23 protein-coding genes, 1 tRNA gene and 1 pseudogene are annotated in these 24,052 nt (G+C 68.8%); 5 read left to right on the plus strand and 20 right to left on the minus strand.

Annotation, left to right across the window (positions count from 1 at the left end; genetic code table 11):
* Positions 1-13 precede the first annotated feature (13 nt).
* The 11 genes from JK364_RS38520 to JK364_RS38570 form a co-directional block, all read right to left on the minus strand.
* Entirely contained in the window at positions 14-850 is an 837-nt protein-coding gene (locus tag JK364_RS38520) for an aminoglycoside phosphotransferase/kinase family protein (RefSeq protein ID WP_201856066.1), read from the minus strand.
* A complete protein-coding gene (locus JK364_RS38525; RefSeq protein WP_201856067.1) occupies positions 847-1,503 on the minus strand; it encodes a histidine phosphatase family protein in 657 nt (218 codons plus the stop codon). Before JK364_RS38525 ends, JK364_RS38520 begins: the two co-directional genes overlap by 4 nt.
* Positions 1,500-2,261, minus strand: coding sequence for a phosphotransferase (locus tag JK364_RS38530; protein ID WP_201856068.1), 762 nt, complete (start codon positions 2,259-2,261; stop codon positions 1,500-1,502). The genes JK364_RS38525 and JK364_RS38530 overlap by 4 nt, the downstream gene beginning before the upstream one ends.
* Positions 2,258-3,109 (minus strand): class I SAM-dependent methyltransferase, encoded by an 852-nt coding sequence (locus JK364_RS38535; protein WP_201856069.1) that lies wholly within the window; start codon positions 3,107-3,109, stop codon positions 2,258-2,260. Before JK364_RS38535 ends, JK364_RS38530 begins: the two co-directional genes overlap by 4 nt.
* 31 nt (positions 3,110-3,140) lie before the next feature.
* A complete protein-coding gene (locus tag JK364_RS38540) occupies positions 3,141-3,650 on the minus strand; it encodes a P-loop NTPase family protein (protein ID WP_201856070.1) in 510 nt (169 codons plus the stop codon).
* A gap of 96 nt (positions 3,651-3,746) precedes the next feature.
* Positions 3,747-4,799 (minus strand): glycosyltransferase family protein, encoded by a 1,053-nt coding sequence (locus JK364_RS38545; protein WP_201856071.1) that lies wholly within the window; start codon positions 4,797-4,799, stop codon positions 3,747-3,749.
* On the minus strand, positions 4,796-6,514 hold the full coding sequence (locus tag JK364_RS38550; RefSeq protein ID WP_201856072.1) for a carbamoyltransferase family protein: 1,719 nt from the start codon (positions 6,512-6,514) through the stop codon (positions 4,796-4,798). Before JK364_RS38550 ends, JK364_RS38545 begins: the two co-directional genes overlap by 4 nt.
* 8 nt (positions 6,515-6,522) lie before the next feature.
* On the minus strand, positions 6,523-7,473 hold the full coding sequence (locus JK364_RS38555) for a thymidylate synthase (RefSeq protein ID WP_201856073.1): 951 nt from the start codon (positions 7,471-7,473) through the stop codon (positions 6,523-6,525).
* Positions 7,470-9,317 carry a CDP-glycerol glycerophosphotransferase family protein gene (locus JK364_RS38560; RefSeq protein ID WP_201856074.1) on the minus strand — a complete coding sequence of 616 codons (1,848 nt, stop codon included), beginning with the start codon at positions 9,315-9,317 and terminating at the stop codon, positions 7,470-7,472. Before JK364_RS38560 ends, JK364_RS38555 begins: the two co-directional genes overlap by 4 nt.
* Positions 9,314-10,021: an HAD family hydrolase gene (locus JK364_RS38565; protein WP_201856075.1), complete on the minus strand. Its 708-nt coding sequence runs from the start codon at positions 10,019-10,021 to the stop codon at positions 9,314-9,316. Before JK364_RS38565 ends, JK364_RS38560 begins: the two co-directional genes overlap by 4 nt.
* A 174-nt stretch (positions 10,022-10,195) precedes the next feature.
* Entirely contained in the window at positions 10,196-10,714 is a 519-nt protein-coding gene (locus tag JK364_RS38570; RefSeq protein ID WP_201856076.1) for an ATP-binding protein, read from the minus strand.
* Positions 10,715-10,845: 131 nt separating this feature from the next.
* Here JK364_RS38570 and JK364_RS38575 point away from each other — a divergent pair, with 131 nt between their 5' ends.
* Positions 10,846-12,093 (plus strand): helix-turn-helix domain-containing protein, encoded by a 1,248-nt coding sequence (locus JK364_RS38575; RefSeq protein ID WP_201856077.1) that lies wholly within the window; start codon positions 10,846-10,848, stop codon positions 12,091-12,093.
* Positions 12,094-12,143: 50 nt separating this feature from the next.
* Here JK364_RS38575 and cutA read toward each other — a convergent pair whose 3' ends face one another.
* Complete coding sequence (cutA, locus tag JK364_RS38580; RefSeq protein ID WP_201856078.1) at positions 12,144-12,470, minus strand: divalent-cation tolerance protein CutA; 327 nt, start codon at positions 12,468-12,470, stop codon at positions 12,144-12,146.
* A gap of 229 nt (positions 12,471-12,699) precedes the next feature.
* Between cutA and JK364_RS38585 the strand changes: the two are divergent.
* Together JK364_RS38585 and JK364_RS38590 are read left to right on the plus strand one after the other, a co-directional pair.
* Positions 12,700-13,094 (plus strand): annotated as a pseudogene (locus JK364_RS38585) (NUDIX hydrolase); the annotation flags it as partial.
* Positions 13,091-13,504, plus strand: a complete 414-nt coding sequence (locus JK364_RS38590) for an NUDIX hydrolase (protein ID WP_201856079.1) — start codon at positions 13,091-13,093, stop codon at positions 13,502-13,504. The pseudogene JK364_RS38585 and the gene JK364_RS38590, both read left to right, overlap by 4 nt.
* A 99-nt stretch (positions 13,505-13,603) precedes the next feature.
* Here the strand turns inward: JK364_RS38590 and JK364_RS38595 are convergent, their stop codons facing one another.
* From JK364_RS38595 to JK364_RS38620, 6 genes are all read right to left on the minus strand, one after another.
* Entirely contained in the window at positions 13,604-14,125 is a 522-nt protein-coding gene (locus JK364_RS38595; protein ID WP_201856080.1) for a hypothetical protein, read from the minus strand.
* 155 nt (positions 14,126-14,280) lie between these two features.
* Positions 14,281-15,990, minus strand: a complete 1,710-nt coding sequence (locus JK364_RS38600; protein ID WP_230993163.1) for a relaxase/mobilization nuclease domain-containing protein — start codon at positions 15,988-15,990, stop codon at positions 14,281-14,283.
* Positions 15,987-16,415, minus strand: a complete 429-nt coding sequence (locus JK364_RS57185; protein ID WP_307841507.1) for a MobC family plasmid mobilization relaxosome protein — start codon at positions 16,413-16,415, stop codon at positions 15,987-15,989. Before JK364_RS57185 ends, JK364_RS38600 begins: the two co-directional genes overlap by 4 nt.
* Before the next feature lie 422 nt (positions 16,416-16,837).
* Positions 16,838-17,653 (minus strand): DUF2637 domain-containing protein, encoded by an 816-nt coding sequence (locus tag JK364_RS38610; RefSeq protein ID WP_201856082.1) that lies wholly within the window; start codon positions 17,651-17,653, stop codon positions 16,838-16,840.
* A gap of 402 nt (positions 17,654-18,055) precedes the next feature.
* Complete coding sequence (locus tag JK364_RS38615) at positions 18,056-19,342, minus strand: DUF3631 domain-containing protein (protein ID WP_201856083.1); 1,287 nt, start codon at positions 19,340-19,342, stop codon at positions 18,056-18,058.
* Positions 19,343-19,575: 233 nt separating this feature from the next.
* Positions 19,576-19,815, minus strand: a complete 240-nt coding sequence (locus JK364_RS38620) for a hypothetical protein (RefSeq protein WP_201856084.1) — start codon at positions 19,813-19,815, stop codon at positions 19,576-19,578.
* 97 nt (positions 19,816-19,912) lie between these two features.
* Between JK364_RS38620 and JK364_RS38625 the strand changes: the two genes are divergently transcribed.
* Together JK364_RS38625 and JK364_RS38630 are read left to right on the plus strand one after the other, a co-directional pair.
* Entirely contained in the window at positions 19,913-20,593 is a 681-nt protein-coding gene (locus JK364_RS38625; protein WP_201856085.1) for a helix-turn-helix domain-containing protein, read from the plus strand.
* On the plus strand, positions 20,590-22,212 hold the full coding sequence (locus JK364_RS38630) for a tyrosine-type recombinase/integrase (protein WP_201856086.1): 1,623 nt from the start codon (positions 20,590-20,592) through the stop codon (positions 22,210-22,212). The genes JK364_RS38625 and JK364_RS38630 overlap by 4 nt, the downstream gene beginning before the upstream one ends.
* 93 nt (positions 22,213-22,305) lie before the next feature.
* Here JK364_RS38630 and JK364_RS38635 read toward each other — a convergent pair whose 3' ends face one another.
* Entirely contained in the window at positions 22,306-23,679 is a 1,374-nt protein-coding gene (locus tag JK364_RS38635) for a hypothetical protein (protein ID WP_201856087.1), read from the minus strand.
* 284 nt (positions 23,680-23,963) lie between these two features.
* Positions 23,964-24,037, minus strand: a tRNA-Thr gene (locus tag JK364_RS38640).
* Positions 24,038-24,052 lie beyond the last annotated feature (15 nt).

Raw genomic sequence — 24,052 nt, forward strand, 5'->3', positions numbered from 1 at the left:
TCGAAGGGGTAAGTCAGGTGAGCCGGGACAGGACGGTTCTGCCGTGCCCGCTGAGGGCGGCGTCGTTCTCCTGGTGGCTCTTGACCAGGGCTGTGGCCGCCTCGATGGCGCCGAAGGACTCCAAGAGGCGTCGTTCGGTGTCGTTCGGCGGGCACCCGTAGCCGTCGAAGAAGGCGGTGCGGAGGTGGGGTGCGGCCTGCCAGCGTCGGAATTCGAGCCGGGCGAAGTCACGGACCCGGGCGTCGCGTCGCATGTGCTCGAAGTCGCAGATGCCGAAGGTGTCGCCGAGTAGCCAGTTGCGCGGCTGATAGTCGAGATGGCAGATCGCGCTGTCCATGTGGCTGGCGCCCAGGATCACCGCGTGGTGCTTCAGCAGGTTCTCCTCGGCCGCGTCGAGCAGGTCGGCGTGGACGGCCCGGTCGATCCACCGCTGGAACCGCTCGGCGAGTGCGGCGCCGACGGCACCGCCTTGGGGCATGGCGGTGGCTCGGTGCAGCCTGCCGAGCACGTACCCGGCCTCGTAGTGGGCCAGTTCCTCCTCGGGTGAGCCCGGAGCGACGGTGTCCGCGCGGTCGCCTGTGAGCGCGGTGAGCAGCAGGGTGCGGGTGGCGTCGTCCCAGCCGACCAACTCCGGCGCGTGACCAGTCAGATGGATGCCCCACGCCCCGTAGGCGTGGAGTTCTCCGGCGTACCGGTCTCGCTCCGCGTGCTGTTTCGCGATGAAGCGACGCCCGTCGCCGGCGACCAGGCGTACGACGCGGGGCGGGAGCGCGGGGTCCGCTGCGATCTCGACTGCGCCGAGGAGGCGGTGCGCCAGTCGTATGCGGGGGTCGTCCGAGGTCGCGATCACGGGGTCGGCTCCGGCGTGAGGAGACTGAGGTGCTCGGTGTCGTTATGCCGGTCGAGCATCCAGCGGGTCTGGCCCAGGCGGTTGCGGTGGTGCTGCCAGCGGGTGATGGAGGCGTGGTTGTGGGTGAATCCGGCCGGCGAGCCGATCGGGATGCCGAGCAGCAGGGTGTGTGCGGTGATCACCGTCTCCCCATGGGCCGCGAAGACGACGCGCTTGCCGTGGTTCTCCTCGATAAGCTGGCTCAGGTTCCTGCTGGCGCGCTGCAAGAACCCGTTCCAGGTGTCAGAGCCGTCGGCCCAGGGCGTGTCGGGGTGCGCGTGCGGCCCGCCGTCGACGGCCGTCTTCACCGCGTCCCAGGGCTGGCCGTCAGCGTCGCCGTGGACCGGGCCGTCGAGTCGGTCGTCGTGGTGCACGGGGATCTGGAGCGTCTGGGCGATGATCTCGCAGGTCTGGACGAGGCGGATCCGCGGGCCGGTGTAGATCACGTCGAAGGGCTTCTTCAGGTGCTCGGTGGCCAGGCGGCGTGCGGCCTGTTCGGCTTGGGCGTACCCGAGGTTGGTCAGGCCGGTGCAGGTGCGCGGGCCCCCGACGAGGCCGTCGGCGTTGCACTGGGCCTGGCCGTGCCGGACGAAGACGAGTTCGGTGGTGATCATGAGGCTCCTCGGTGGCTGAAACGGAGGGGCAGGCTGCAGCGGTAGCCGTTGCGGCCGACGTACGGGGCGGTGAGCACGGCGTGCAGGCCCAGGAAGCTGTCGAGCTGGCCCCGGTCCGTCGTGCCCAGCCGGGCGTCGTGGCGTCGGGCTGCCGCGTTGTACGCGAGCAGGGCGGTGGTGACGGCTTGGTCCGTGAGCGGTCCGTAGGTCAGGTGAAGCGTCGCGATGAGCTTGGCGAGGTCGTAGCCCATCGGGGCGAGGGACAGGTCGTCGGTGTCGACGGCGACGATGTGCTGCGTGCTGGTGATGATGAAGTTCCGCGGGTTGCTGTCCTTGTAGAAGGCGCAAGGTCCCTCGGTGGTCGCTTCCAGAAGGCCGAGCATCGCGTGCAGTGCCGTCTTGTTCGGTAGGTAGCCCTGCTCGTGGCGTCGCCGTAGGGCGACCTTCCGGGGCCCGAGGTAGTCGTCGAACGCCGTGCCGTCCTGGAAGTGATGCGGGGTGTCCCGCGACGCGGAGTGCAGGTCGCTGGCCCAGGCGGCACCGTGGGCGTGGCCGAGCAGTTCCGCCACGCGCGGGAGGTCCTCGGGGCGTACGGAGCGGCCCTCGATCCGTTCGAACGTCAGGGACTGCGGTCCGGCGGTGTGGAGGGCCGGCTGCCACAGCGGCTTGGCGTGTGCGGTGAGCCACCGGTAGTGGCGCACCGCCCCCGCCGCACGCTCCGGTTTCACGTAGTGCTTGGTGAACGGGGCGGGGCTCATGCCGGCCCTCCTCCTTCCTTCGGCTGGGCGACGACGAAGGTGATGCGGGACCGGGTGGTCAGCGGCTGGTCGGGAAGGAACTCGTGCAGGGTCGCCGCCAAGGCCCCAGGGTTGCCGTACAGGCCGGGCGCGAGGTCGTACTTGGGGTTGGTGGCCAGGTACTGTGCCGTGTGGTCGTGGCCGTCGAAGGTGAAAACGTGCTCCTCGTCCAGGACGGCGATCACGTCGAGCGAGGAGGCGGCCAGGTCGGCGAGGTTGCCGCTGTGGGCTGCGGTGTAGAGGCTTTCGTGCTGGGCGGCACGCGGATCGAGGCCGGCGGAAGCGACCAGCTGGTCCATCTCCTGGTAGCTGTCGAGGCCCTTGGTGACGAGCACGGCCAGACCCCCGGGGGCGAGGACCCTGGCGATCTGCGCGACGACGTCCTCGGGGTGCGGCGAGTGGTAAAGGCAGAACGCAGCCACGACGACATCGCTCGACCTGTCGGGCAGGGGGAGGTCGTGGAAGTCGCCTTCGACGAAGTCCACCGTGCTGTCGGGCAGGTCCTTAGCGCGCTCGCGAGCCTGGGCGAGCAAGGAGGGGGCGGCGTCCAGGCTGACGACGCGCTGCGGCCGGAGCTGCTCGGCGATGACGAGGCTGCTCGTGCCGCGACCGCAGCCGATGTCGAGCACCACGCCGAGCCGGTCCGGCTTCCCGTGGTGGGTCTGCACCAGGCTGACGATCGCCTCGGGCACGGGGCGGCCGGCGGTCTTGGCGCGCATCAGGGCGCTGGTCCGCCCGGCCAGCCGCGAGGCGTGTCCGTACAGCTCCCGTTGTCGGGCGGGGTCCAGGAACGGGTTGGGCTCGTTCATGCCGCACCCCCTGACCGGGGGCGCGGACCGGTCAGGACTGCTCGGCGGCGACCTTCCGCAGCCAGCGGCGCGTCTGACGCCGGTTGGCCAGCAGCACCACGTCCGCGCCGGAGCCGAACTCCTCGATCTTCGCCATCACGCGGGGCCGCATCTTGCGCCGGTACGTGGCGACGTACTTGATCACGCCCCAGTGGATGCGGTTGTGCACCCCGTTGCCCTTGTGCCCGGCCCCATGCCGGATCTGCCGGGAGAAGATCCCGTACAGCGCCGCCACGGTCGACACGTCCATCAGGACCACCGTGTCGCAGGCTTCGAGCCGTACCGGCAGCGTCGAGTTGTAGTTGCCGTCGATCACCCACCGCGGCTGCGCGACCAGCTCGCGCTGCACGTCGGTGAACTTGTCCATGGGCAACGCGTTCCACTCGTCGTCGTAGAACGCGGCGTCCAGGTGCGTCACCGGGGCGTCGAGGAACCTGCCCAGTTCGCGGGCCACGTGGGATTTGCCGCTGCCTCCGCAGCCGACGATGGCGACCTTCTTCATGGTGCTCCAGCGTAGAGAGGTTCGGGTGTCCGGCGGACCCATCCTCCGGGACGCGCCCGGAGGATCCGCGCGCCGTGGTCGATCGAGCGGTCTGCATCAGGCAGCTCCCCGCTCGGTCGCCGTGGTCTGAAGGAGGCCGTGCAGGACGGACTCCAGGGTGTTGACCTGCTGGCTCAGGCCGAACAGGCGCAGGCGGTCCACACACGCGGCGATCAGGGCTGCGTGCTGCTCGGTGCCGGCGATCTCGCGCAGGTAGGAGAGGCGTTCGAGCACGTCGCTGCCGGAGCACACGACCAGCTCCTTCGGGACGAACCGGTCGGCGAAGCGGATGTCCGCCGGGGCCAGCGGCAGGCAGCCGGCGAGCACGGCCTCGAAGATGCGCTGGGTCATCTGCCCGACGGCGGCGTACCGCTCGGGCAGCATGAGCACCGTGGCCAGGGACCGGCCGTAGATGCCGGCGGCGGCCTCGAACGGGATCCGGCCCGCGAAGCGGACGTACGGCCAGCGGCCGGTCTTCGTCCACTTCCCGGCGACCAGGTGCTCGACGCGGGCGGCAGCCGGGGCGAAGAAGCGGTCGAAGGATTCGTCCCGGTCGTATTGGTTGCCCACGTAGCCGAGCGCGAGATCCCGAGGCCGCGCCGCGAGGGTGAGGGGATCGGCCTGGGCGAGGAGGTCCTCGGTGACGGGGAAGAGCAGCGAGTGCGCTCCGGGGGTCGGCGCGAGTGCGGCCTCGCAGACGCGGGTGTGGGCCGTGCGGCGCCACACGCTCTCGGCTCGCAGGGTGCGGTCCTTGTCCCAGATGACGGTGGGCGTCTGGTGCCGGGCCGTGTAGTGGTTGATGAGCTGGGCCTGCCGGTGGAGGTCGCAGGTGTGCCCCTCGCAGCCACACACGGTGGTGTTGCGGCCGGGGATCGCCCAGCGCCACTCCAGGAACAGAGCGTCGATCCTGGGCAGGCCGTCGTCGAAGGTGTACGCGCCGCCGAGGTCGTCACCGGCTTCGAGGCGGTCGCGGTCGGCCTGGAGGAAGACGATCTCGTGACCGCGGGCAAGGAGGGCGTCGACGAAGGGGCGGCGGTGGCTGCGGCCTCCGTCGGGGGTGTCGGTGACGCCGTTGCCGAGGAAGCCCCAGAAGCTGTATCCGATCTTCATTTGGTGATCCACCGCCCTTCGAGGAGCAGGGCGTCGGTTCCGGAGTTCGCCAGGCAGTCCAGGGCCATCTCGGGTGTCCCGCAGATCGGCTTGCCCTTGACGTTGAGGGAGGTGTTGATCAGCACGGGTACGCCGGTCCGGCGGCCGAAGGCGGTCAGCACCGCGTGCATGAACGGGTTCTGCGACCGGGTGACGGTCTGCAGGCGGGAGGTGCCGTTGGCGTGCACGATGGCCGGCACGCGCTCGCGCGTTGTGTCCGTCACGCCGGAGGCCATGGACATGTACGGAGCCGGCTGGCCGAGGGTGAAGAACTCGGCGGCGCGCTCGGCCGGGACCATGGGGGCGAAGGGCCGGAACGGTTCGCGGAACTTCACGGTGGCGTTGAGCCGCTCGACGACGCCGGGCTCCAGCGGGGAGGCGAGGATCGAGCGGTTGCCCAGGGCGCGCGGCCCGGCTTCGACGGCTCCCTGGAAGAGTCCGGCGATCGTGCCGTGGGCTAGCTGGTCGGCGAGGAACTCGGCGGTCTCGATGCCCAGGGTTTTTTGGCGGAGGCCGGGCCAGGGGGTGAGGTCGAGGGGCTGGTCCTCGTAGGAGGGGCCGAGGTAACAGTGACGGGCGATGCCGGCGACCGGGCGAGGCGTACGCCCATCGACGTGCACGGCGAGGGCTGCCCCGATCGCGGTTCCGGCGTCACCCGGTGCCGGCGGGACGAACACCTCGTCGAAGATGCCAGCCTCGATGATCTTCCCGATGCTCACGCAGTTCGTGGCGACACCGCCTCCCACGCACAGGCGCCGGGAGCCGGTGAGCACACGGGCGCGGCGGGCGAGGTGGACCATCACCCGCTCGGTCCGCTCCTGGAGGGCAGCCGCCAGGTCTCGGTGGACGTCGGTGAGCGGTTCGCTCGGGTGCCGCTCGGGGCAGGTCTCGGCGACGAAGCGCTGGGATGTCCTCGGGTATCCCGACGTGAGGGTGCGCGTCGGAAAGTAGCCGGGGTGGATGCGGAAGCCCGTGGCCGTCGTCCGGACGGCAGTGGTGAACAGGTGGCGGAAGCGGGCGGGGTCACCGAGGGCGGCCAGCGCCATGACGGTGCCCTCCTCGTCGCCCCGCCGCCAGCCCAGGTGCTCGGTGACGGCGCCGTACACGTACCCGAGGGAGGCCGGGTCGTTGATCGCCTCCAGGGGCCGGACGCGGGGGCGCGGAATGCCGTGACCGTGGGCGATGGTGGTGGTCTGCCGCTCGCCGAGGCTGTCGACCACGAGTACGGCGGCTTCCTCCCAGCCGGAGGCGGCGAAGGCCGTGAGCTGGTGGGCGCGGTGGTGCAGAACCGGTGTGACGCGAGCCGAGGGGAACTGGCTGCCGAGGACACGCAGCCGCCGCCGGGTCCGCAGGGCGACCTTGGCGAACCCGTGGGCGCGGGCCAGGCTCCGGTCGTGCGTCGTCGGCGAGAGCGCCATGCGCAGGGCGGCGGGCGACTCGGCGAGGTAGCGGACGGGCTGGAAGTTGTAGGCGACGGCGTCCACGTCGGCGGCGCTCAGCTTGGCCTGGTCGAGGAGCCATCCCACGGCGCGGGCCGGGTAGAGCTTGGTGTGCTTCTGCTCGGAGAGGCGCTCCTCCTCGACGAAGCCGACGAGTTCACCGTCCACGAGAAGGGCGGCCGAGGAGTCGTGGGTGTACGAGCACAGGCCGAGGACGACGGAGGGGGTGCGCTTCATGGCGGCGGTCACCTTGCCCCGGCCGTCGCGGCGCGCTTGGCCGAGCGACGCTCCAGCTCTCCGTACCAGGCGGTGAGGGCCTGGCCGAGGGGCCCGTCGATCGTGTCGGCCGCCCGCCATGCCTGCTCGTGCTTGCCGTCCTTCCACAGCCGGTAGCTGCGCAGCGTCTCGGCCATCGTGTCCCAGCCGGGATGGCCGGTCACGTCGCGGGCCTCGACCTGGTCGAGCAGGCCGGAGAAGCCCGTCCAGGGCGTTCGCAGGTCGGGCATGATCTCGCTCGCCGAGAGCGAGGTCAGCGCGTCGGCCTGCTCGATGTGCTTGTCGTAGATGTGTAGCGAGCCGATGTGCAGGTGGAACTCGCCGAGTTCCGCGTCGAGCCACCCGGCGACCAGCTCGTGCAGCACGGTGTAGAAGAACACGTCGTACGGCATGCCGATCCATACGTCCTGGCCGCGCATCATGGTCGCCATGTGCAGGCGGCCGGCTCGCAGGTGGAACCGGAACCCGAGGGTGCAGGGCACGTCCTTGTGCCCGGCGGCGTCCTGGGCCGGGTCGTAGAGCTGGATCAGGGCTCGCCGGGAGTCGGGGTCGGCCTGGATGATCTCCACGACGCGGGCGAGTTGGTCGACCTTGCCGGCCCAGTTCCGCATCCTGGGTCCGTACGCCCCCAGGAGGACGCCGTCGTCGGCGAACTGCCTCAACCGGTTGTTGTAGTCGAAGATCCACGGGGCGTCGGATCCAGACAGGTGCCAGACCGTCTCGGCGACGGCGAAGGCCGGATTCACGATGCGGGCGGGCGGGGCGTAGAGCAGGCGGGCACGCGGCTGGGTGAGCAGCAGGTGCACGTCGCGGACTTCGCGGGTGGCCATGCCCCGGGGGCTGATCTTCTCGCCGGATTTGGCCAGCGTGACGGCGCCGGAGAACAGCTCGGCCATGCTGTCGGCCGTGAGGGATGTCATCGGACGGATGCTCCTTCGTCCTGGGGCGACGCAGAGGCGCCCGCATCTTGGTGGATGGAATTGCACGACCCGTTGGCGGATGCGGCACGATCGGTGATGAGGCGAGCGATCCGAGCCGCGCTGTCGCCACGCCACCGGCACACCGCGTCCAGGGCCGTCTGCGGGATGGGCGTACGCGGTTCACGCAGTGCGGAAAGCGCTTCGGCGACGCCACCGGCGTCAAGGCAGCGGGTCGCGAGACCGTGACCGGCCAGGTCCAGCGTGCGTTCACCCGGCGGGCCGATTTCGAGGACCGGGACCCCGAGCAGCGCGGCTTCGATCCCGCACGTCGAGTACGCGCTCGCCAGGGCGTCAGCGCCGGCGAGGCAGCCTCGCGCACCGACCCGGGGATCGGCCACGGCAACGAGCGGCCCGCCATCCCGCTTCAAAAGACAGGTGAAGGCATCGGCACCCTGCGCCGGGTGTGGAGCTATGACGAGACCCCAGTCGCCGTCCGCCTCACCAAGGCCGTCCAGGAGAAAGTCCGCCTGGGACTTGAGGTGATCCGGGCTGAACGGCTGGCAGGCCCACACCGCTATCCGGGCGGGCGCGCGGCGGCTACCCGGAGCCAGCAGCTTCTCCAGGTACCGCCGCTGTGCCTCGCGGCCCAGACCGGCGAGTACGTCGAAGCGGGGCTGTCCGAGTACGTGCACCTCAGCGTCGGGGTGGCGCACCCACGCTCGTCCCAGAGTGAGGTCTCGTTCGCCCATGACGATGATGTCGCGGCTGTGCAGGGCCGGCCAGGCTGCCGATTCCGCCGTCCACGCCCCGTGCTGGACGTGGACCGAGTTCGCGCCGTGTCGTTCGGCGACGTGCGCGGCCAGCACGCCGAGGGGGCTGGTGTCGTTACTCAGGAGGACGGTGTGCGGCCGGGTTGTCGACAGCATGTCGTCGAGCCAACTCTCCGCCCGCACCAGGGTCCGCCACGACGGCTGCGTGCAGCCCCCGCTGGTTTCGAGCAGCACGGACAAGAGTCGGACAAGCCGGGCGAGTTGAATGCCGTGGCCTCTCACGTGGACGACGTGCTCGTCGTCGGGCAGGTGTAGGCCCTCGGCGGTGCCGGAGAGGGTGAAGAGGTCACTCGGCGCCGAGCGCAGTTCGATGCCTGTGATCGATCCCGCAGTGCACCGCTCTGCGGGATCGGTGGCGAGATCAAGCAGGAGGTTCTTCTGTTCATCGCGCGCCAGTTCGGTGAGAACCGGCATCAGCGTGGCAGCGTGGCGGGAGGTCCAGGACAGCGCGAGGACGTCCTGCCGTCCGAGGTTCGAGGGGAGTGGGCTCGACTCCGTGTTTGCCGTGCCCGTCCGGGCGCGGTTGCGTAGCTGGGCGGAGCGGGTCGGGTTGTGCGGTGCCGCGGCCCCGAGCAGGTACGCGATGCCGGACCAGGTCACGGTGTAGGCCAGGTACTCCCGCGAGCTGCTCGAACGCAGTCCCACGAGTCCCTCGTACGGGGTCAGAGCGAGGGGCCCCGGCGCCGAAGCGAATGGCTCCCAGGCGTTCAGCGCCAGGAGCTTGCGCACGATCTCGGCAACGAAGCGCCGCACGGGAACATGCTGGACGTGGAGCCACCCGGCTCCGCCAGGAGTGGAGGCGAGCGAGGCGCCATAGCGATCCAGGGAAGCCATGACGTCCTCGACGCAAGCGCGCAGCACCTGCCGGTCGACGGCCGTGGCTTCCAGTTCCGCGGTGTGGATGTGGTCGGTTCTTGCGTGCGCCAGGGCGCCGCTACCGACGAGAGCCCACGTTGGCTTCCTGGCGAAGGCGGAGCGGACCAGAACCAGACCACCAGTCGTGCGGGCACTCACACCATGCTCCCCTCGACAAGCTGCTCGGCGGGGCGGAGAAGGCGCAGCAGTTCCTTGGGCGAAGCGGCAGTCTCGGGTGCGGGCGAGGTGGGCTGCCCGTATCCCCATCCAGCGTGGATGTAGGCGACCCCGGCGCGGGCGGCCGATTCCTCGTCTACCGTCATGTCCCCCACGTACACGGCCGCGGCGGGATCGACTCCGAGGTCGACCAGGGCGAGGAGGAGCGGGTCTGGGGCCGGCTTCGTCCGGCCCGCCCCCGCGGGGGTACGGATGGTCGCGAAGGGACATCCGAGGCGCGCGAGGAGCGGTGCCGCGCGATCGACGTGCTTCGACGTCACCACACCCAGCCGCCAGTCGGCGGCCACGAAGGCGTGGAGCGTCTCGACGATGCCGGTGAATTCCTGCGCGAGGTGCGCGGCGTCGATGGATTCCGTTTCGTATGTCCGGCGGACTGCCTCGGCGTCGGTCACACCCAGTCGCTGCATGATGTCGCCGAATTCGCGCCCCAGGTGGCGCTCGTAGTCGTGAAACGGAAGGGTGATGCCGTGCAGCTCTTGGACCTTCCGCCACGCCTTCCGCATCACCGGACGGGTGTCGAGCAGGACGCCGTCGAGGTCAAGGAGAAGAGCGTGCGACGCGTTGTCGCTGGCTGGGATGCTGGGTGCGGGCGGAGCTGGTGGCGATTCCGGAGCGGGAACGGTCATGATCGTCCTTCTCGTCAGGGGGCACGTGCATTCGGGTGCTGCGGAGTTGGGCAGCCCGGGACTGGCGCTTCGAAGGGTGTGGGGCGCGGGGCCACCTTGGGCGGCCCCTGCTGGCAACCGGCCAGTCGCCGTCCGCCTGCGTCTCTCGACCCAGGCCGGGGGCAACCACGGGGCTCAACACGTCGGGTCCGAGCTTGGTCGCGTCGTGCGGCGACATCGGGGTGCCTCCGTAAGTGTGGGGATGACCGCGTAGGTAGTTCGGCCGCTGTCCGCCACACCCCACCGAAGCGACATACGCTCGACGAGGTGCAGCCCTCGACCACCGTGATCGCTGACACCAGCACGTCGTCGCCTGGCCGGGGCGGTGCTGTCGTCGGTGACCCAGATCCGAAGCTCGTGGTTGTCGTGCCACAGTCGCAGCCGGACATCCCCAGAGCCGTGGGTGATCGCGTTGGTCACCAACTCCGAGACAACGAGCCGGGCGTTTTCTGCCGGGGCGTCCGGCAACGACCACCCCCTCAGCACGGTGGCCGTGGTTCGTCGCGCCTGGGCGACGTGTACAGCCGTCGGCTCCATGACCATCTCGAAGACGCGAGACATCAGCGGACACCCAGCGGGTGCGGTGCCGGCGACGGTGGCACCGCCGCCATCACCCCCAGGTCGGGGTGGCGTTGCTGTCCGGTGCGTGGTCATGCGCCTATCGCACCGCGGCTTCGTGATCCGGACCAGGGGAAACCTGAGGGGGGAAATCTTTGTCAAGGGGGGAAAAGAGGGGGGGAGTTGGGGACAGCATTGGATTTCCCCCACCGATAGAGGTCAGACTCATGGCAGAAGATCCGTTTGCTGAGCTACTCCGTCACCTGCGGCGCAACGCGAACCGAACACAGGACGAGCAGGCACATGCGATCAACGCCGCTTCCGGCCGGGCAACGATGACCCGCCGAGAGATCGGTCGGTACGAAAAAGGTGACAACGTCCCCACGGACCACACACTGGGGAACATCGCTCTGGCCTGCGGCGTCCCGCTGGAGCCGCTACTGCGCGAGGCGAAGGCCGCCCGAGCCAGGCGGCGAAAGAGGAACACGGTTGAAGGGGAGGATCTGGACGACGTGAAGCGCCGAACGCTACTGGGAGGCGCCGTCGTCGGCGCGGCTACGGCCGCTGAGCCGTGGGGCCGACTCGCCTACGCACTTAGCAAGGGTTCCAGGATCGACCCCGAGTCGGCGGGCGTTCTCATCGATCATGCGGCCCGGTTGCATGTGGACGAGCTGAGCGAGAGCGCACGCAGCCTACAGGCTCGGGTCGAGTCGCACTTGGACGCGATCACCGCGGCCCTTCCCCGTGCCGGTACCCATGAGCGAGCGCTGACCATCGCGGCGGGAGAAACCGCAGCTCTTGCCGGGTGGATTGCCTGGGATCTTGGGGAGCACGATAAGGCCGCTGCCTATTACGGAGTGACCTCGGACTGCGCGAAGAAGGCCGGGCACCCCCCTCTGCGCGCCCTGGCGCTGGGCTACGCGAGCTACGGCGCCCCCAGCCCTACGAAGGCGCTGGAGATGCTGTCACAGGCAGCTCAGGATGTGCGAGGGCGTGGCAACGCAACCGCTGCAGCGTGGGCCCTGGGACGGTACGCGGAGGAAGCGGCTCAGTCAGGGGATGACGCCGGCGCTCTCCGAGCCCTGGAGCAGGCGAAGTTCGCTTACGACTTCGCCGACCATACAAGTGAGCAGGCGTGGGTCCGTTTCGTGACGCCGTACCGGATGGACTCCCTAACACTCTCGGTGTACGGCGAACTCAAGCGTCAGGAGCTGACGGCCACAGCCGACTCCGCGGTCGAGCGCCTCGGTGGGGAACTGCCCGACTCCGGAGTGGTCGTCCTCGGGGACCTGGCGTCGGCACTTCTGCGCGGCGGCGACGTAGACCGCGGGGCCTACGTCGCGCACCAGTTCGCAGCGGCGGCGGAGTCCAAGCCCAACACCATGGGACGTCAGCGGGCGCAGGCCATCGCTGCCGGACTTCCTGACACGGAGCACGACCTGGCCAGCCACCTGCTGACGTTCGCGTCGTCGTGAACCGTCGCGCCGTGCACACTCGCCAAGGGCGAGGCGCTGGGCGGCGTGCCCTACTGCGGGCGCGCCTCGTCGACCACCCAGGCCAGGTATGCCTCCGACCCTCCGGTCACAGGCAGCGTGACCCACTGGGGGACGTCATACGGGTGCTTCTCGTGTAGCCACGCTTCCAGTGCTGGGAGGCGGTCCGACGACGTCATGTACGAGATTCGCCACTCTTGAGCTGCTTCGACCTTCCCCTTCCACCAGTAGAAGGCGGTGATGGGGGCATCGATGTGAACGCCCGCCGCTAGCTTGCTCTCCACGGCGCCTCGGGCGAGAGTCTTCGCCTGATCTTCGTCGTCACTGGTTGTCTGCGCGATCACGATCTCGTGGTCCATGCGGCTACCTCTCCAGCTCGGGTACCGCGACCCTATCCAGATGTCCGACGCAGGCCAGCGGGTGGTAGTTGCCGGGAGATCGGGCGAACTCACCTTCCGCACTGATCACCTCCGCAGTACGCCGCGATCCCACAAGGGGAGCGCCGCTTCGGCATGACTGTGCAGGTGTTATCGCCCAACAGGTTGCGTAGCGGCTTCGTGCGCCGCTCGCGCCTTCGCCCCAGCGGATTCGACGCCGCAAGGGGCGCAGGCGCTGCGGGTGGCCATCGCGGTCGTCGTCCGCGACAGCGATGTCCTTCTGGTGTGCCGACGGGACGACGATGGTGCTGGAATCACGTGGCAGTTCCCGGTCGGCGTCATCAAGCCGGGAGGCAAGGCGGAGACCACCACTGTCCGGGAGACCTTGGACGAGACAGGTGTCCACTGCGCGGTCCGGCAGCACCTCGGGAACCGGCTCCACCCCGTGACCGGCGTGTTGTGCGAGTACCTGGTCGGCGAGGCCACCAACAGCGACGCGGCCGAGAACATCGACGTCATGTGGGTCCCAGAAACGCAGTGCCCCGATTCATCCCCGTCGATACGATCTTCCCACTCATCCTGGCTGTCCTGGAGGAGCAGACGTGACGCAGCAGAATACGGACGGGCGTCCGGGCATCGCCGCAGCCATTGTGGTGAACGAGGGGCGTGTACTGATGGTGCGCCGCCGGGTCAGCGAGGGACAGCTCTCTTGGCAGTTTCCGGCCGGAGAGGTCGAGCCCGGCGAGACCCGTGAGGACGCCGCTGTGCGGGAGACTCAGGAAGAGACCGGGCTGGCCATGGGGGCGGTGAAGCTGCTCGGTGAACGGGTCCACCCGAAGACGGGCCGACTGATATCGTACACCGCTTGCGACGTGTTGCGCGGCACCGCTCACGTCGCGGACACCGAGGAGCTGGCCGAACTGGCCTGGGTCGCCCACGACGCGATCCCGGAGTACGTGCCGTACGGGCTGTTCGAGGCGGTGCAGGACTACCTCGACACAGCCCTCACGACCTGACTGCCCTGGGCCGCGACCATGTTCGCCCTGCCGCTGTGCTGCGACATGCTGAGGAAGACCATCAGGTGCTACAGACCGGGCGCCCTCGCGCAAGTACCTTCAGCCGCCGCGCTTCGCGCGAAGGCGTTCGTTCTCCTTCTCTAATTCCTTAACCCTTCGTTCGAGCTCGGCTCGAGTTGGCGCCTTCGGGGGCGGCGGCGGTGCCGGTGCGGGCTCAGGTGGCTCTGCCAGCAGTCCGACGGGTTCGTAAGCCACGATCGTTGACCGCTCTTCCCTGCACTCAGGGCATCGCCTGCTGGACGCCCCAGCGGAGACAGGGTCGGTGTACGAGCAGTGCGTCTCTGTCTCGATGATGTGGCCGCAGTACAACCGGACACGCCACCGCATGATCTCGTGGTCCTGCTTCTTGAAGGACTGGAGCAGTTTCCATGCTCCCTCGAACGCCTGGCGCCGACGCTCCGCCATCGCCGGGTCTGCAAGGCATTTGGCGTTGTCCTCATCAACCTGTCGCCGAACCCACTGGCTGATCTCCTCGGTCTGCTTCTGACGGCGGTGGTCCGCGCGGGTGAGTTCGTATTCCTCCAGCGGAACGCTGCTGCTCCGGTATTCGACTTCGCGCATGACGGGCAGCGTAGTCACGGCGTACCGAACCGCCATGGAGAAGAACGGTCCTGGTCAACCATCTTGCGGTTTCTGAGCCGAGATGACGGGAGAAGCCCAGACGTGACCATCGGAAGGAGAAGACGAACCGGCTCGAAGGCCAGGCCCCGACCTCCCTACAGCCGTGGGCGTTCGGCCCGGTTCGCGGTTTCCGTCAGCGTGGCCGTCTGCATCGGGTACGCCCCGATACCGATTGCAGATATCCGCGTGGAGCGGCGGCGAGCGGCTTCAGCGCGGGGATTGGGTGCGGGGTTCCGGCTGGTGTGCTGGATGCGGGTGATCAGGACGCGCGCGGGTTGGCGGGCAGTGGACAGTTCGCGTTGGGCCGCGGCCTCCTTGAGGAGCTGGAGGGGTTGGTGGCCGCCGGCTTCGGCGTCGGCGAGGACGGTGGCGAGGGCCGACCAGGCGGAGTCCGTGAGGATGCGGTCGGCGTGGTCGGGCACGGCGGCTCGTACGTCGTGGGCGAGGGCGCGGCGCGCCTGTTCCGTCGGCTGACGGGCGGCGAGGCTGTCGAGGACAGGTGCGAGGGCCTGGGTGGCGGCGATCTGGAGGTGGTGGAGGGTCTGGCGGGTGGCTTCGGTCTGTTGCGCATGGTTCTTCGCTTCGTGCCAGCGGGCGGCGACGATCGTGGCCCAGACAAAGGCGGTGAGCAGGGCGGCCAAGGCGCTGCCGTCGGGGCCGGTGACGGTGTGGGCGATGTCGCGGGCCGCTTTGCGCAGGGTGTGCGCGGCCTGGTTCTCGGCGCGGATCTGGGAGCGCTGGGCGCGGGCGAACGCCCTTGATGCGGCTCGCAGTTCTGTGTGGAGGTGGGTGGGGGCTTGCTGGGCAGTGGCTTCGATGAGTTCGCCGAGCGCGGTGATGTGGGCCTGGGCGTGGGTGTCGTCGGTCATGCCGGTGTGGAGGGTGTCGAGGGCGTCGGTGGCCTGGTGCCAGGGGGTGGCGGGATGGTTGCGGCGGGCGGTGGGGTGCTCCTCCGGCGCGGTGGTTTCCAGGCGGGCCTGGAGCTTGGGCAGGCTGAGATCGGGGGCGATCTTTCCGCCGGGGTGGAAGATCTGTTCGCCGTCCTTGTTGAGGTCGTCGGGACGGCCGACGGAGTAGCCGAGGAGGTCTCCGGACGGTCCACGGCGGGGCTTGACCGCGATGCCATCGGCTTCGAGGTAGGCGAGGAGTTCCTCCGTGCTGCTCGCGTGAGGTATCGCGGTGCGGATGTGGTCCTGGAGCCAGTCGCGGCTGGTCTGCTCCCAGCCGAGGCGTTCGGCCTTGTGCATCTCAGCCTGTGTGGGCCGGCGGGCGGCGGTGCGGTCCCCCTTCTTCAGTTGGCGCAGGCCGTAGTCCTTCTCGATCTGACGGCAAGCGTCGCCGACGCGGATGCCGCTGTCGTGGAGTTTGGGGCGGCGGCCGTCCTCGCGGACCGTGGTGGCGAGGACGTGGATGTGGTCGTCGGCGTGGCGGACAGCTATCCAGCGGCAGCCGAGGTCGTCGCCCGCCGGGGCGATGCCAGCAGCTTCGACGATGCGCTGAGCGATGTCGGCCCATTCGGTGTCGGAGAGGTGGCGGTCTTCGGGGGCGGTGCGGACGGGGCAGTGCCAGACGTGGTCGGTGACCTTCTTGCCGAACTCGCTGTTCCGAAGGTGAACGGGCTCGTCGAGGTGGTGGGCGAGCTGGGTGAGGGTGGCGTTCTCGTCGCGGCCGGGGTCGGGCATGCCGAGCATGGCGAAGCCGGCGACGATGTGCGGGTCGATGTGCTCGTCGTGGTGGCCGGGACCGTAGAGGTAGGCGAGCAGACCGCGGGTGTTGGCCCCGGCCGGTTTGATGGCGGCGATCATGCGGACAGGTCCTTTGTCGGGTCGGCGGGTTCGCGCAGGGCGTCTGCGATCAGATGCAGAAGGTGTTGCAGCTCTGCGAGGTGCCGACGGATGTCGGGCGGAGTGAGATCGCTGTTGAGCGCCCGGGCCATCTGGTTGACGTTGATGCCTATGCGGTTGAGGTTGCGCAGCACCTGCGAGCGGAACTCGTGAAGGCGGCGGCGGTCCTCAGACAGCGGGAGATTCGCAGTGAACCGCCCGTCCAGGAACGCAAGGACTATGTCGGCTGCGAAGCCGGATTCGCCTGCGTAGCCGTGCTCCGAGGCGGTCTCCCGTAGCCGGGCTCGTTCGTCGCCGAGGAAGCGCAGGGGGCCGACACGCTCCATGCGCTTGTCGCCGGTGAAGCGGCGGATCGCGGGCTGAGCACGTGAGGCGTCGCTTGCCACTGCGGGACGGAGGGCGGCCTGCTGCGCATCGTGGAGTACATCCGGTTCGGGACTGCCCTCCGCCCCGAACCCACGGTCCGGCGCCCCCTGGCGCTGGTCCGTCTCCGCCACCCCTGGGGCGGAGTCCCCCGAAGGCCGGCCTTGAGTCGGACTCGGGGTACTACTGGCTCCGCCAGGGGCAGGCTGTCCAAAGGCGTGACGTAGGCGCTTCAGCAGCGTCGGCGGCTTCGTGAGTTGCGAGGAGCCGTCCGAAGGATCTTCGGTTCGTCGCGAGTCGTTCATGGGATAAGGGCCTCCAGAGTTTGGGCGACAGACGCCTGTGTGCTGGGGTGACGCCACCGTCCACAGCTGTGGACAGGGAGTGCGTGTCGAGAGCAGAGGTCGTCTGGCCGGTGGAGCGCGCAGCCCCACCGGCCAGACAGTCAGCCGCTGTCCGGCGAGGGGCGGGGGCCGGGTTCTTCTCGGAGGATGGTCATCACCTCGGTCAGACGCTTGCCGCTGACCGTGTGTCCCTCGGCTCGTATGGCCTGCTCGACACTCTCCCGCGTCAGCGGGCTCCTCCCGGCTGTGGCGTTTCGTCCGATCGTCACGAGCTGCTCGACCGTTGCGCTGGCCGGGCGCCCACTGCGCTTCCTGATCGCCGGTTGCGGGTGAGGGGCCAGCGGCTGGGCGGAAGGGAGTTCCGGCCGCTCAGCGGTTTCGCCGAGACGGATGGAACCGCCAACCGTGGCTTCCGGTTCCTGGACGAACGCGGCATGCGCTTCTTCGCCGGGCTGGTCGACGAGCTGGTGGATCTGTCTCATCAGGACGCCGAAGGCGAGTAGGGCAGCGGCTGGGGGGACGGCTGCGACCACGTAGTTGAGCAGCGGCACGGGTCCGGCGTGATCGGTACCGCTGACTCCCGCCACGTTGAGGGCGATGGAGCCCACCGAGCCAGTAGCCGTGAGTGCGATGGCCCAGCCGTCGGTGACCTGGCGCAGCCCCGCGCGGAGCATCAGAAGCTCTCCGGCGACGATGAACGCGTCCAGCGTCGCCGGCCAAGCCCACTGGCGGGTGGGTGAGCCTCCGAGCCCATGCTGCCCGGCGACCTCAGCGAGGTGCGCGTAGGACAGCCAGAACCCGCCGACGGTGAGGATCACGATCACGACTCCGGCGACTGCGAGCGCCAACCGCTCGGTGGTCTGCTTGGTCGTCGCGCACCCCCTTTGGTCAAGCTGATGGCGCTGGGTGGGGGTCATGGGGTGGGTCAAGCGGAGTACTCCTCAAGTGGTGTCGGACGATCCGTCTTGCCGTCTTGGCCGTTGCAAGCGCAGGTCAGAGCCGGTACGGCAGCCGCCTCCGTCTGCCGCACCCGCAGGACGCGGCAGTTGGCTGCCACGCTCGCGGGATGCATCCATCCGCTGCCGACCGGGGCGACGTTGCCGTGCGATGCCGTCCCGGCCGACTGGGCTCCGGCCTGCGGCGATACGGCGGGGACGCCCGGGACGGCACGAGACGGCTCGCGGCGCCGTCCCAGCGGAGACAAGGCGGTTACGGTGATCGCGCTGCCGTCTTGCCCTCGGTCGCCGTCTTGCCTCTACGCCTTCTGAGCTGCGGAATCACGGCAGGGACGGCAGGGACGGCCACTGGGGAGGCGGGACTCAGCCCGAAACGGGGCTGGCCTCGGCGTTCACTGAGTGAACGGTGGGGCAGTAGCGCCGCCAAGCGTCGAGGAACTTGAACCGCGTGTAGCCCTTGCGCTGGGTTCCATCGGCGAGGCGAACGTTGCCCGGCCTGATGCCGAACTCGCGGAGCAGCGCGGCCAGGTCCTTGGCGTTCAGCCCACTGCGTCCCCACTCTGCCCAGGGGCTCTCGGCGTCCTGGCGGAGCTGGTGGAGCAGCTCGTCCGTGGTCAGGCTGTCGGGCTCACGCTGGACGACGAACGCCCTGCGGATGTCGGCGAGGATGCGGGCTCCGCCGGGCTGGTCCTCCTCTGCCTCGATCTCGGCGGCGACCATCCGGGTACACGCCGTCCGGGCGAGCCGAGGCCAGGCACCGGCGGCCAGGTCCGCGACGATGATCAACGGCTCCCAGGTGTCCGCGGCCCGGTCCTCCACCGGCATGTCCGGCTCCAGATCCGCTGCCTCATCAAGCAGCGGCCGGACCCACGTGGCGATCTGGTCGCGCAGGTCGTGCAGGACCGGGATGTCGCGGCGGGAACGGAAGGGCTTGACACGCTCGCCCTCCGCCCGGCGGCGCATGCGGATCACCACGGCCCGGTCCATGATCGTGTCGGGCAGGTCACCGATGCCCGCGAGCGCCGCCATGGCGAAGGTGGCGAATCGGTGCGGCGTGTGGTCGGCGCCCACGACCCGGGTGACGTACCGGTTGCGCTGGTGGCCGGCGTTGAGCAGGCCGCGCATCTCCTCGTTCTTCTCCGCCTGCTTGGGCGTGCCGAAGATCGTGTCCGCCTCGTCCACCAAGAGCGTGGGCGGCTCCTCCGTGATCGAGCGGAAAACCGCCGCCAGGGTGGTGTTGATGGTGAGCATCGGCTGGTGGACCGTCTCTGTGAGCACGTCCAGCAGGCGTGACTTGCCGCACCGTTTCGCAGGGCCGACCACCGCCAGCCGCGGCGCGTGCTGCCAGGCGGGCTGGAGGTGCGTTGCTGCCACCCAGAGGGTGACCGCGTCCAGGGCTTCCGCAGACGGGAGGATGACGAACTTAGCTATCTGCGCGCGAAGTTCCTCCAGCAGAGCCGATCCGGCGGTGGGCTCGGGGTCCGGCGTGGCCGCCTCGGCCAGCTGGTCCACGGGGGTGGCGTCCGACCCGCTCTCCTCGGCGGGCATCTGCGGGTCGCCGGTGAGATGACCGGGGCGGCCAGGAATGGCACCCGGGGGCCATGCGCCGCTGGAGAGAGCGGAATAGGGCTCGGGTTCCGAGTGTTCCACGGGGCAGCTCCTCGTCTGGCGGTGGCGGGCTTGCACGCCCTGACCGCCGGGTTGGTTCTTGACGGGCCGTTCGGGGTTGCTGGGGCCTCCGGCGTTGCACCGCCGGGGGCCCATTCCCTTCTCGCGGGCACCAGGCCATCGCGAGGGAACACGGACCGTACGTCCACGCCCGGCGACAGTCCAGCGTTTCTGTGTCAGCTCAGCGCAGAACGGCCTGCTACGCAGCCGCCCCTTCATGCCGCCAGCCCGAGGAGCTCCAGCAGGTCTGCGGTCACGACCCGGTAGGCATTGCCGAGTCGCAGCACCTTGCACGGGTAGACGCCCCTCTTCGCCAACTCATACCCCTTGCTCCGCCCGAGCCCCAGAGCTCGATTACTTGTATCCAGGTCAATGGCCACGGGGAGGCGCAGCAGCTCCTCCCGGCTCATTCCCTTCGAGCCCTTCGGCTGTTCGGCCGTCGCGTCCTCGCGCATGCGGTGAAGCCCCTTTCGGTACAGCCGTCGGCGAACGTGGCCATCACGTCCGGCTCCAGGCGTCTACCAACCAGGATGCTCAAGCTAATGTGTCTTCATGACACAACTCAAGGCGGATGCTGATGAGGACGACTTCCCCGAGTGGGCGGACCGGGTCAAGGCCAACGTGGCCGGCGAAGTCCGGCGGAGAAGGAAGGAGATGGGATGGAGTGCACAGGACCTGGCCGACCAGTGCGAACGGTTTGGGCATCCCATCCCGCGCAACGTGATCGCCAACATGGAGTCCGGCCGCCGGGCCAACCTCCCGCTGGTGGACGTGATGGTCTTGGCCGCCGCCCTGGAGACGTACCCGGTCTGCCTGATCTTCCCGGTCGGCTACGTCGAGCAGACCCAGGAACTCCCCTTCCAGGACCTCGTGCCGATCTGGGACGCCCTGCGCCGCTTCACCGGCGAGCAGGAGGTACCCATCTACGACGCGGGCCTGGTCCCCGACTTCGAGCGTCACGCCAGCCTCGTCCGCACCGCTCTAGCAGCACTCGAAGAGGAAGAGCGGGCAGGATTCGCGGCCCGGACAGCCACCGGCCGCGCCCAGCAGGACGAAGCCGAGCGCAAACGGAGCGAGTACGCCGACCAGGCCATATCCGCCAAGTACACCCTCCGCTACCTCCGCCGCGACCTGCGCGACAAGGGAGCCACGCCCCCCGGCCTGCCCCCAGCACTGGACGATGTCGACGCGCCCGACCCCGATACCGACACCACCTCGGAGGACCGCCTTTGAAGGGCTCCACCTACCGCCGCTGTTCCTGCCGCGACCCGAAGACCGGCAAGGAACTCGGCGCCTCCTGCCCGAAGCGCAACAGCAGGAACCACTGCACGTACTCCGTACGCCAGGAGCTGCCGCCCCGCGAAGACGGCAGCCGACGGTCGTTCGCCCGTGGCGGGTACAGCAGCCTCAAGGCCGCCCAGGCCGATCTCGACCACGTACGTGCCCTCATGGGGCTCGCTGAGGCCGACGACCCCGAGGGTGTCCAGCTGATCGCGGAGATGCTGGCCGAGGTCAGCGGCGAGAAGCTGCCCCTGCCGGACGTGGAGGAGACCCGGCGACGACTGAAGGCTGGCCAGGACCTCGTTGGCAGCCTCACCGTGGCCGAGTGGCTGGACCGCTGGCTCGCCGGCAAACGCATACGCAAGTCGGGCATCAACCGGTACGAGACCGACGTCCGCGTGCACCTCAAGCCCCACATCGGCGACCGTCGCCTCGACCGGTTGCGCGTGAGCCACCTCAGCGAGATGTTCACCAGGATCACCGACATCAACGCCGAGGTCCTGGAGCAGAACGCCCAGCGACGTGAAGCGGTCGAAGAGTTGGCGACCGTGCCGTGGAAGGGCGTCGAGAACAGGGCTCGCCGCAAGGCGATGAAAGCTGCGATCGATGCAATGCCGCCCTTCCGCCGCGTCACCGGGCCGTCCACTCGGCAGCACATCAAGGCCACGCTCCGCACCGCTCTGAATGACGCGATCGGACAGCAGATCATCACGTTCAACCCGGCGGCCCACGTCGAGATCGACCCGGTCCGCAAGCCGAAGGCCCTGGTATGGACGGACGAGCGCCTCGCCCGGTGGCAGCAGACCGGCGAGAAGCCCTCCCCCGTCATGGTGTGGACACCCGAACAGACCGGCGCCTTCCTGGACTTCGTCGCCGAGGACCGGCTGTACGCCATGTGGCACCTGATCGCCTTCCGCGGCCTACGGCGCGGCGAGGCGTGCGGGCAGCCGTGGTCGGAGACCAACCTCGACCGGCACTCGCTCACGGTCACGGGGCAGCTCGTGCAGGACGGGTGGGAGGTCGAGGCATCCGAGCCGAAGACGGACAGCGGCTTCCGCGTCGTAGCCCTGGACGATGACACTGTCGGCGTCCTGGAGCGGCACCGCAAGCAGCAGGAGGCAGAGCGCGAGGAGTGGGGAACGGCCTGGGTCGAGACGGGCCTGGTCTTCACCCAGGAGGACGGCTCCTGGCTCCACCCGGGCAAGGTCACCGACCTCTTCGAGCGCCTCGTTCTCGCCTCCGACCTCCCGCCGATCCGGCTGCACGACCTCCGCCACGGCGCGGCCACGCTCATGCTCGCCGCCGGTATCGACGTCAAGATCGTGTCGGACACCCTCGGGCACAGCGACACCCGGATCACGCGGGACATCTACCAGAGCGTCCTGCCCCACGTCGGCAAGAGCGCCGCCGAGGCCACGGCCAAGCTGGTCCCGCTCCAGCGCAAGTCCGAAGCGGAGAAGGCCGCGCATGAGGCGGAGAAGGCACGGAAGAAATCCAAGCGTGCCAAGAAGGCCCAGCTTGGGGCCAAGAGGAAAAACGCGAAGACCAAGCGGAAGAAGCCCAAGAAGTAGGGGCCAAACGGCCCCCAGAGCCTCGACCGCCCCCATCGGACAAAGCCCACCAGGAGGGCCAACTGTGTTCCTCGACTCACCTACGCAACTGCTTCAACGGCGTCGGCGACGGGCGCTGTTGCGCGCAGACTGAGGCTGTTCCTTGCCGGTGAGCACACCGGCCGTGAGCAGCCGACCTTCACGGACACTCCGCATGACCTGCTGCCGCACCATCTCCGTACTCGCTCCGGCAGTACCGATCATGCCCGTCTCCACCAGCCGGGTGAACATGGTGTTGTCCAAGTAGCTTGGTACGTTGGAGTAACCAAAGCGCAGCGCTCCGCCCCGGCCATCCCTCAGCCTTGGGTCATCCCTCAGACGCTGGAAGTGCTGGCGGGAGAAGTACATTCCCTGCACCATGACGTTTGCCTGCGGGATCAGCCCTTCAGGCGGGCACAACTTGATCCAGCTCGGATCGGGACTCAGCCTGTGGTCGTCAGTCGGTCGTCGGAGACGGGCAGCGTAGGCGTCCACGTCTTGCATGCGCCTCAGTTCGTCGGCCAATTTGCCGTCGCTGTCCGGGTAGTAGTAACCGCCCACCCTGTCCAGCTTCTTGTACTGGACGAGGATGAGGCTTCCGCGGCTCTGGTGGTAATAGAGGAGGTCAGCACCGGAGTTTCTTTCAGCGGCTGTGCGGTTCACGTTGGCGATCAACAGCGACTGCTCGTCCTGCCGGAAGTGCCGCCAGGCGACATGCCCGGTTAGCTCACCGATCCAGCCCAGGAATATCTCAGCATCTCTGCCGATGTGGTGATCCTCGATCGCGATATCGTGCTGCGAGGCTGCTCGGCCCGCGCCTGCTGAAGTCGTAGCCGTCCGGCTCAGGAGGTCGAGATACGCTGGCGGCGGCCTGTCGTCGTACAGTTCCTCAGCAGGCGGATCCCACCGGGCGAGCTGGGGGATGCTCATCCCCGCCATACGCCCGATTCCCAGCACTGCGTCGCGCTGGGTCGCCAGGGCTTGCCCCGCTTTCGAGCGCACGGTATAGCCGTCGAAAGCCGCTCTAAGTTGGCCGATCACACGGTCTACGTCAGGTTGCAACTCGACCAATGCGGCAAGCAGAGCCTTGCCCGTCGCCTCTGTCTGCTGACCTTCCTCAACTAGGTGCACGCGATGCCGTGCGGTTAGCAACGCAATGAGTTCGTTCAAGGTCACCGGCTCTGGAAGCAGAGTGACATGGGAAATCTCCAGCTTCTGCTGCAAGTCAGCAACCTGGCGCAGTCGCTTTGTGTGACCGAGTCTGGTCACCTGCATGACGCCGTACCTATCAGGAGTCGCGACCAGGGTGATGTGGCTACCCTTGGTCCAAAACTCCCTGAGGCGCGTGGTCGTCCATGTCCACTCACGACGTCCGGAAGCCGGGAACAAGTCCTCTTGCCATTCAAGATGTGCCTTCTCGGCCTCTGTGCACCTGATGATCGCGACCATGCCGATCATTCTGTCTTGTGGACTTACCGGCTGTTGGCGTTCGGGCAAGGACAGGCCCCATGCGGGCCGAGGGCCAGCTCGGTACGGACCGGACGGTCAACTCACGGCTTGTCCACCAGTCGGGGCTGGCCAAGCGTAAGAGGCCCAAGAAGTAGGCCCCTGAAGGCCCGCCGCTCACGCATCGCTCACGCAGGCAAAGTCACGGCACCCCGGCCGTATGACATGCCATGCCCCGAGCAACAGAGAACCCCAGGTCACGGCTATGTGACCTGGGATTCTAGCTGAGCCGCCTAAGGGAATCGAACCCTTGACCTACGCATTACGAGTGCGTCGCTCTGGCCAACTGAGCTAAGGCGGCATGCCGCGGAGCCAG

It is taken from the genome of Streptomyces endocoffeicus, assembly GCF_016741935.1.
Classification (GTDB): Bacteria; Actinomycetota; Actinomycetes; order Streptomycetales; family Streptomycetaceae; genus Streptomyces; species Streptomyces endocoffeicus.

Excerpts from the sequence above, each read along its gene's own strand:
- JK364_RS38525 (WP_201856067.1), bottom strand. The coding sequence starts at position 1,503 with ATGATCACCACCGAACTCGTCTTCGTCCGGCACGGCCAGGCCCAGTGC.
- JK364_RS38530 (WP_201856068.1), bottom strand. The coding sequence starts at position 2,261 with ATGAGCCCCGCCCCGTTCACCAAGCACTACGTGAAACCGGAGCGTGCG.
- JK364_RS38535 (WP_201856069.1), bottom strand. The coding sequence starts at position 3,109 with ATGAACGAGCCCAACCCGTTCCTGGACCCCGCCCGACAACGGGAGCTG.
- JK364_RS38540 (WP_201856070.1), bottom strand. The coding sequence starts at position 3,650 with ATGAAGAAGGTCGCCATCGTCGGCTGCGGAGGCAGCGGCAAATCCCAC.
- JK364_RS38545 (WP_201856071.1), bottom strand. The coding sequence starts at position 4,799 with ATGAAGATCGGATACAGCTTCTGGGGCTTCCTCGGCAACGGCGTCACC.
- JK364_RS38550 (WP_201856072.1), bottom strand. The coding sequence starts at position 6,514 with ATGAAGCGCACCCCCTCCGTCGTCCTCGGCCTGTGCTCGTACACCCAC.
- JK364_RS38555 (WP_201856073.1), bottom strand. The coding sequence starts at position 7,473 with ATGACATCCCTCACGGCCGACAGCATGGCCGAGCTGTTCTCCGGCGCC.
- JK364_RS38565 (WP_201856075.1), bottom strand. The coding sequence starts at position 10,021 with ATGACCGTTCCCGCTCCGGAATCGCCACCAGCTCCGCCCGCACCCAGC.
- JK364_RS38570 (WP_201856076.1), bottom strand. The coding sequence starts at position 10,714 with ATGACCACGCACCGGACAGCAACGCCACCCCGACCTGGGGGTGATGGC.
- JK364_RS38575 (WP_201856077.1), top strand. The coding sequence starts at position 10,846 with ATGGCAGAAGATCCGTTTGCTGAGCTACTCCGTCACCTGCGGCGCAAC.
- cutA (WP_201856078.1), bottom strand. The coding sequence starts at position 12,470 with ATGGACCACGAGATCGTGATCGCGCAGACAACCAGTGACGACGAAGAT.
- JK364_RS38595 (WP_201856080.1), bottom strand. The coding sequence starts at position 14,125 with ATGCGCGAAGTCGAATACCGGAGCAGCAGCGTTCCGCTGGAGGAATAC.
- JK364_RS38600 (WP_230993163.1), bottom strand. The coding sequence starts at position 15,990 with ATGATCGCCGCCATCAAACCGGCCGGGGCCAACACCCGCGGTCTGCTC.
- JK364_RS38610 (WP_201856082.1), bottom strand. The coding sequence starts at position 17,653 with ATGACCCCCACCCAGCGCCATCAGCTTGACCAAAGGGGGTGCGCGACG.
- JK364_RS38620 (WP_201856084.1), bottom strand. The coding sequence starts at position 19,815 with ATGCGCGAGGACGCGACGGCCGAACAGCCGAAGGGCTCGAAGGGAATG.
- JK364_RS38625 (WP_201856085.1), top strand. The coding sequence starts at position 19,913 with ATGACACAACTCAAGGCGGATGCTGATGAGGACGACTTCCCCGAGTGG.
- JK364_RS38635 (WP_201856087.1), bottom strand. The coding sequence starts at position 23,679 with ATGGTCGCGATCATCAGGTGCACAGAGGCCGAGAAGGCACATCTTGAA.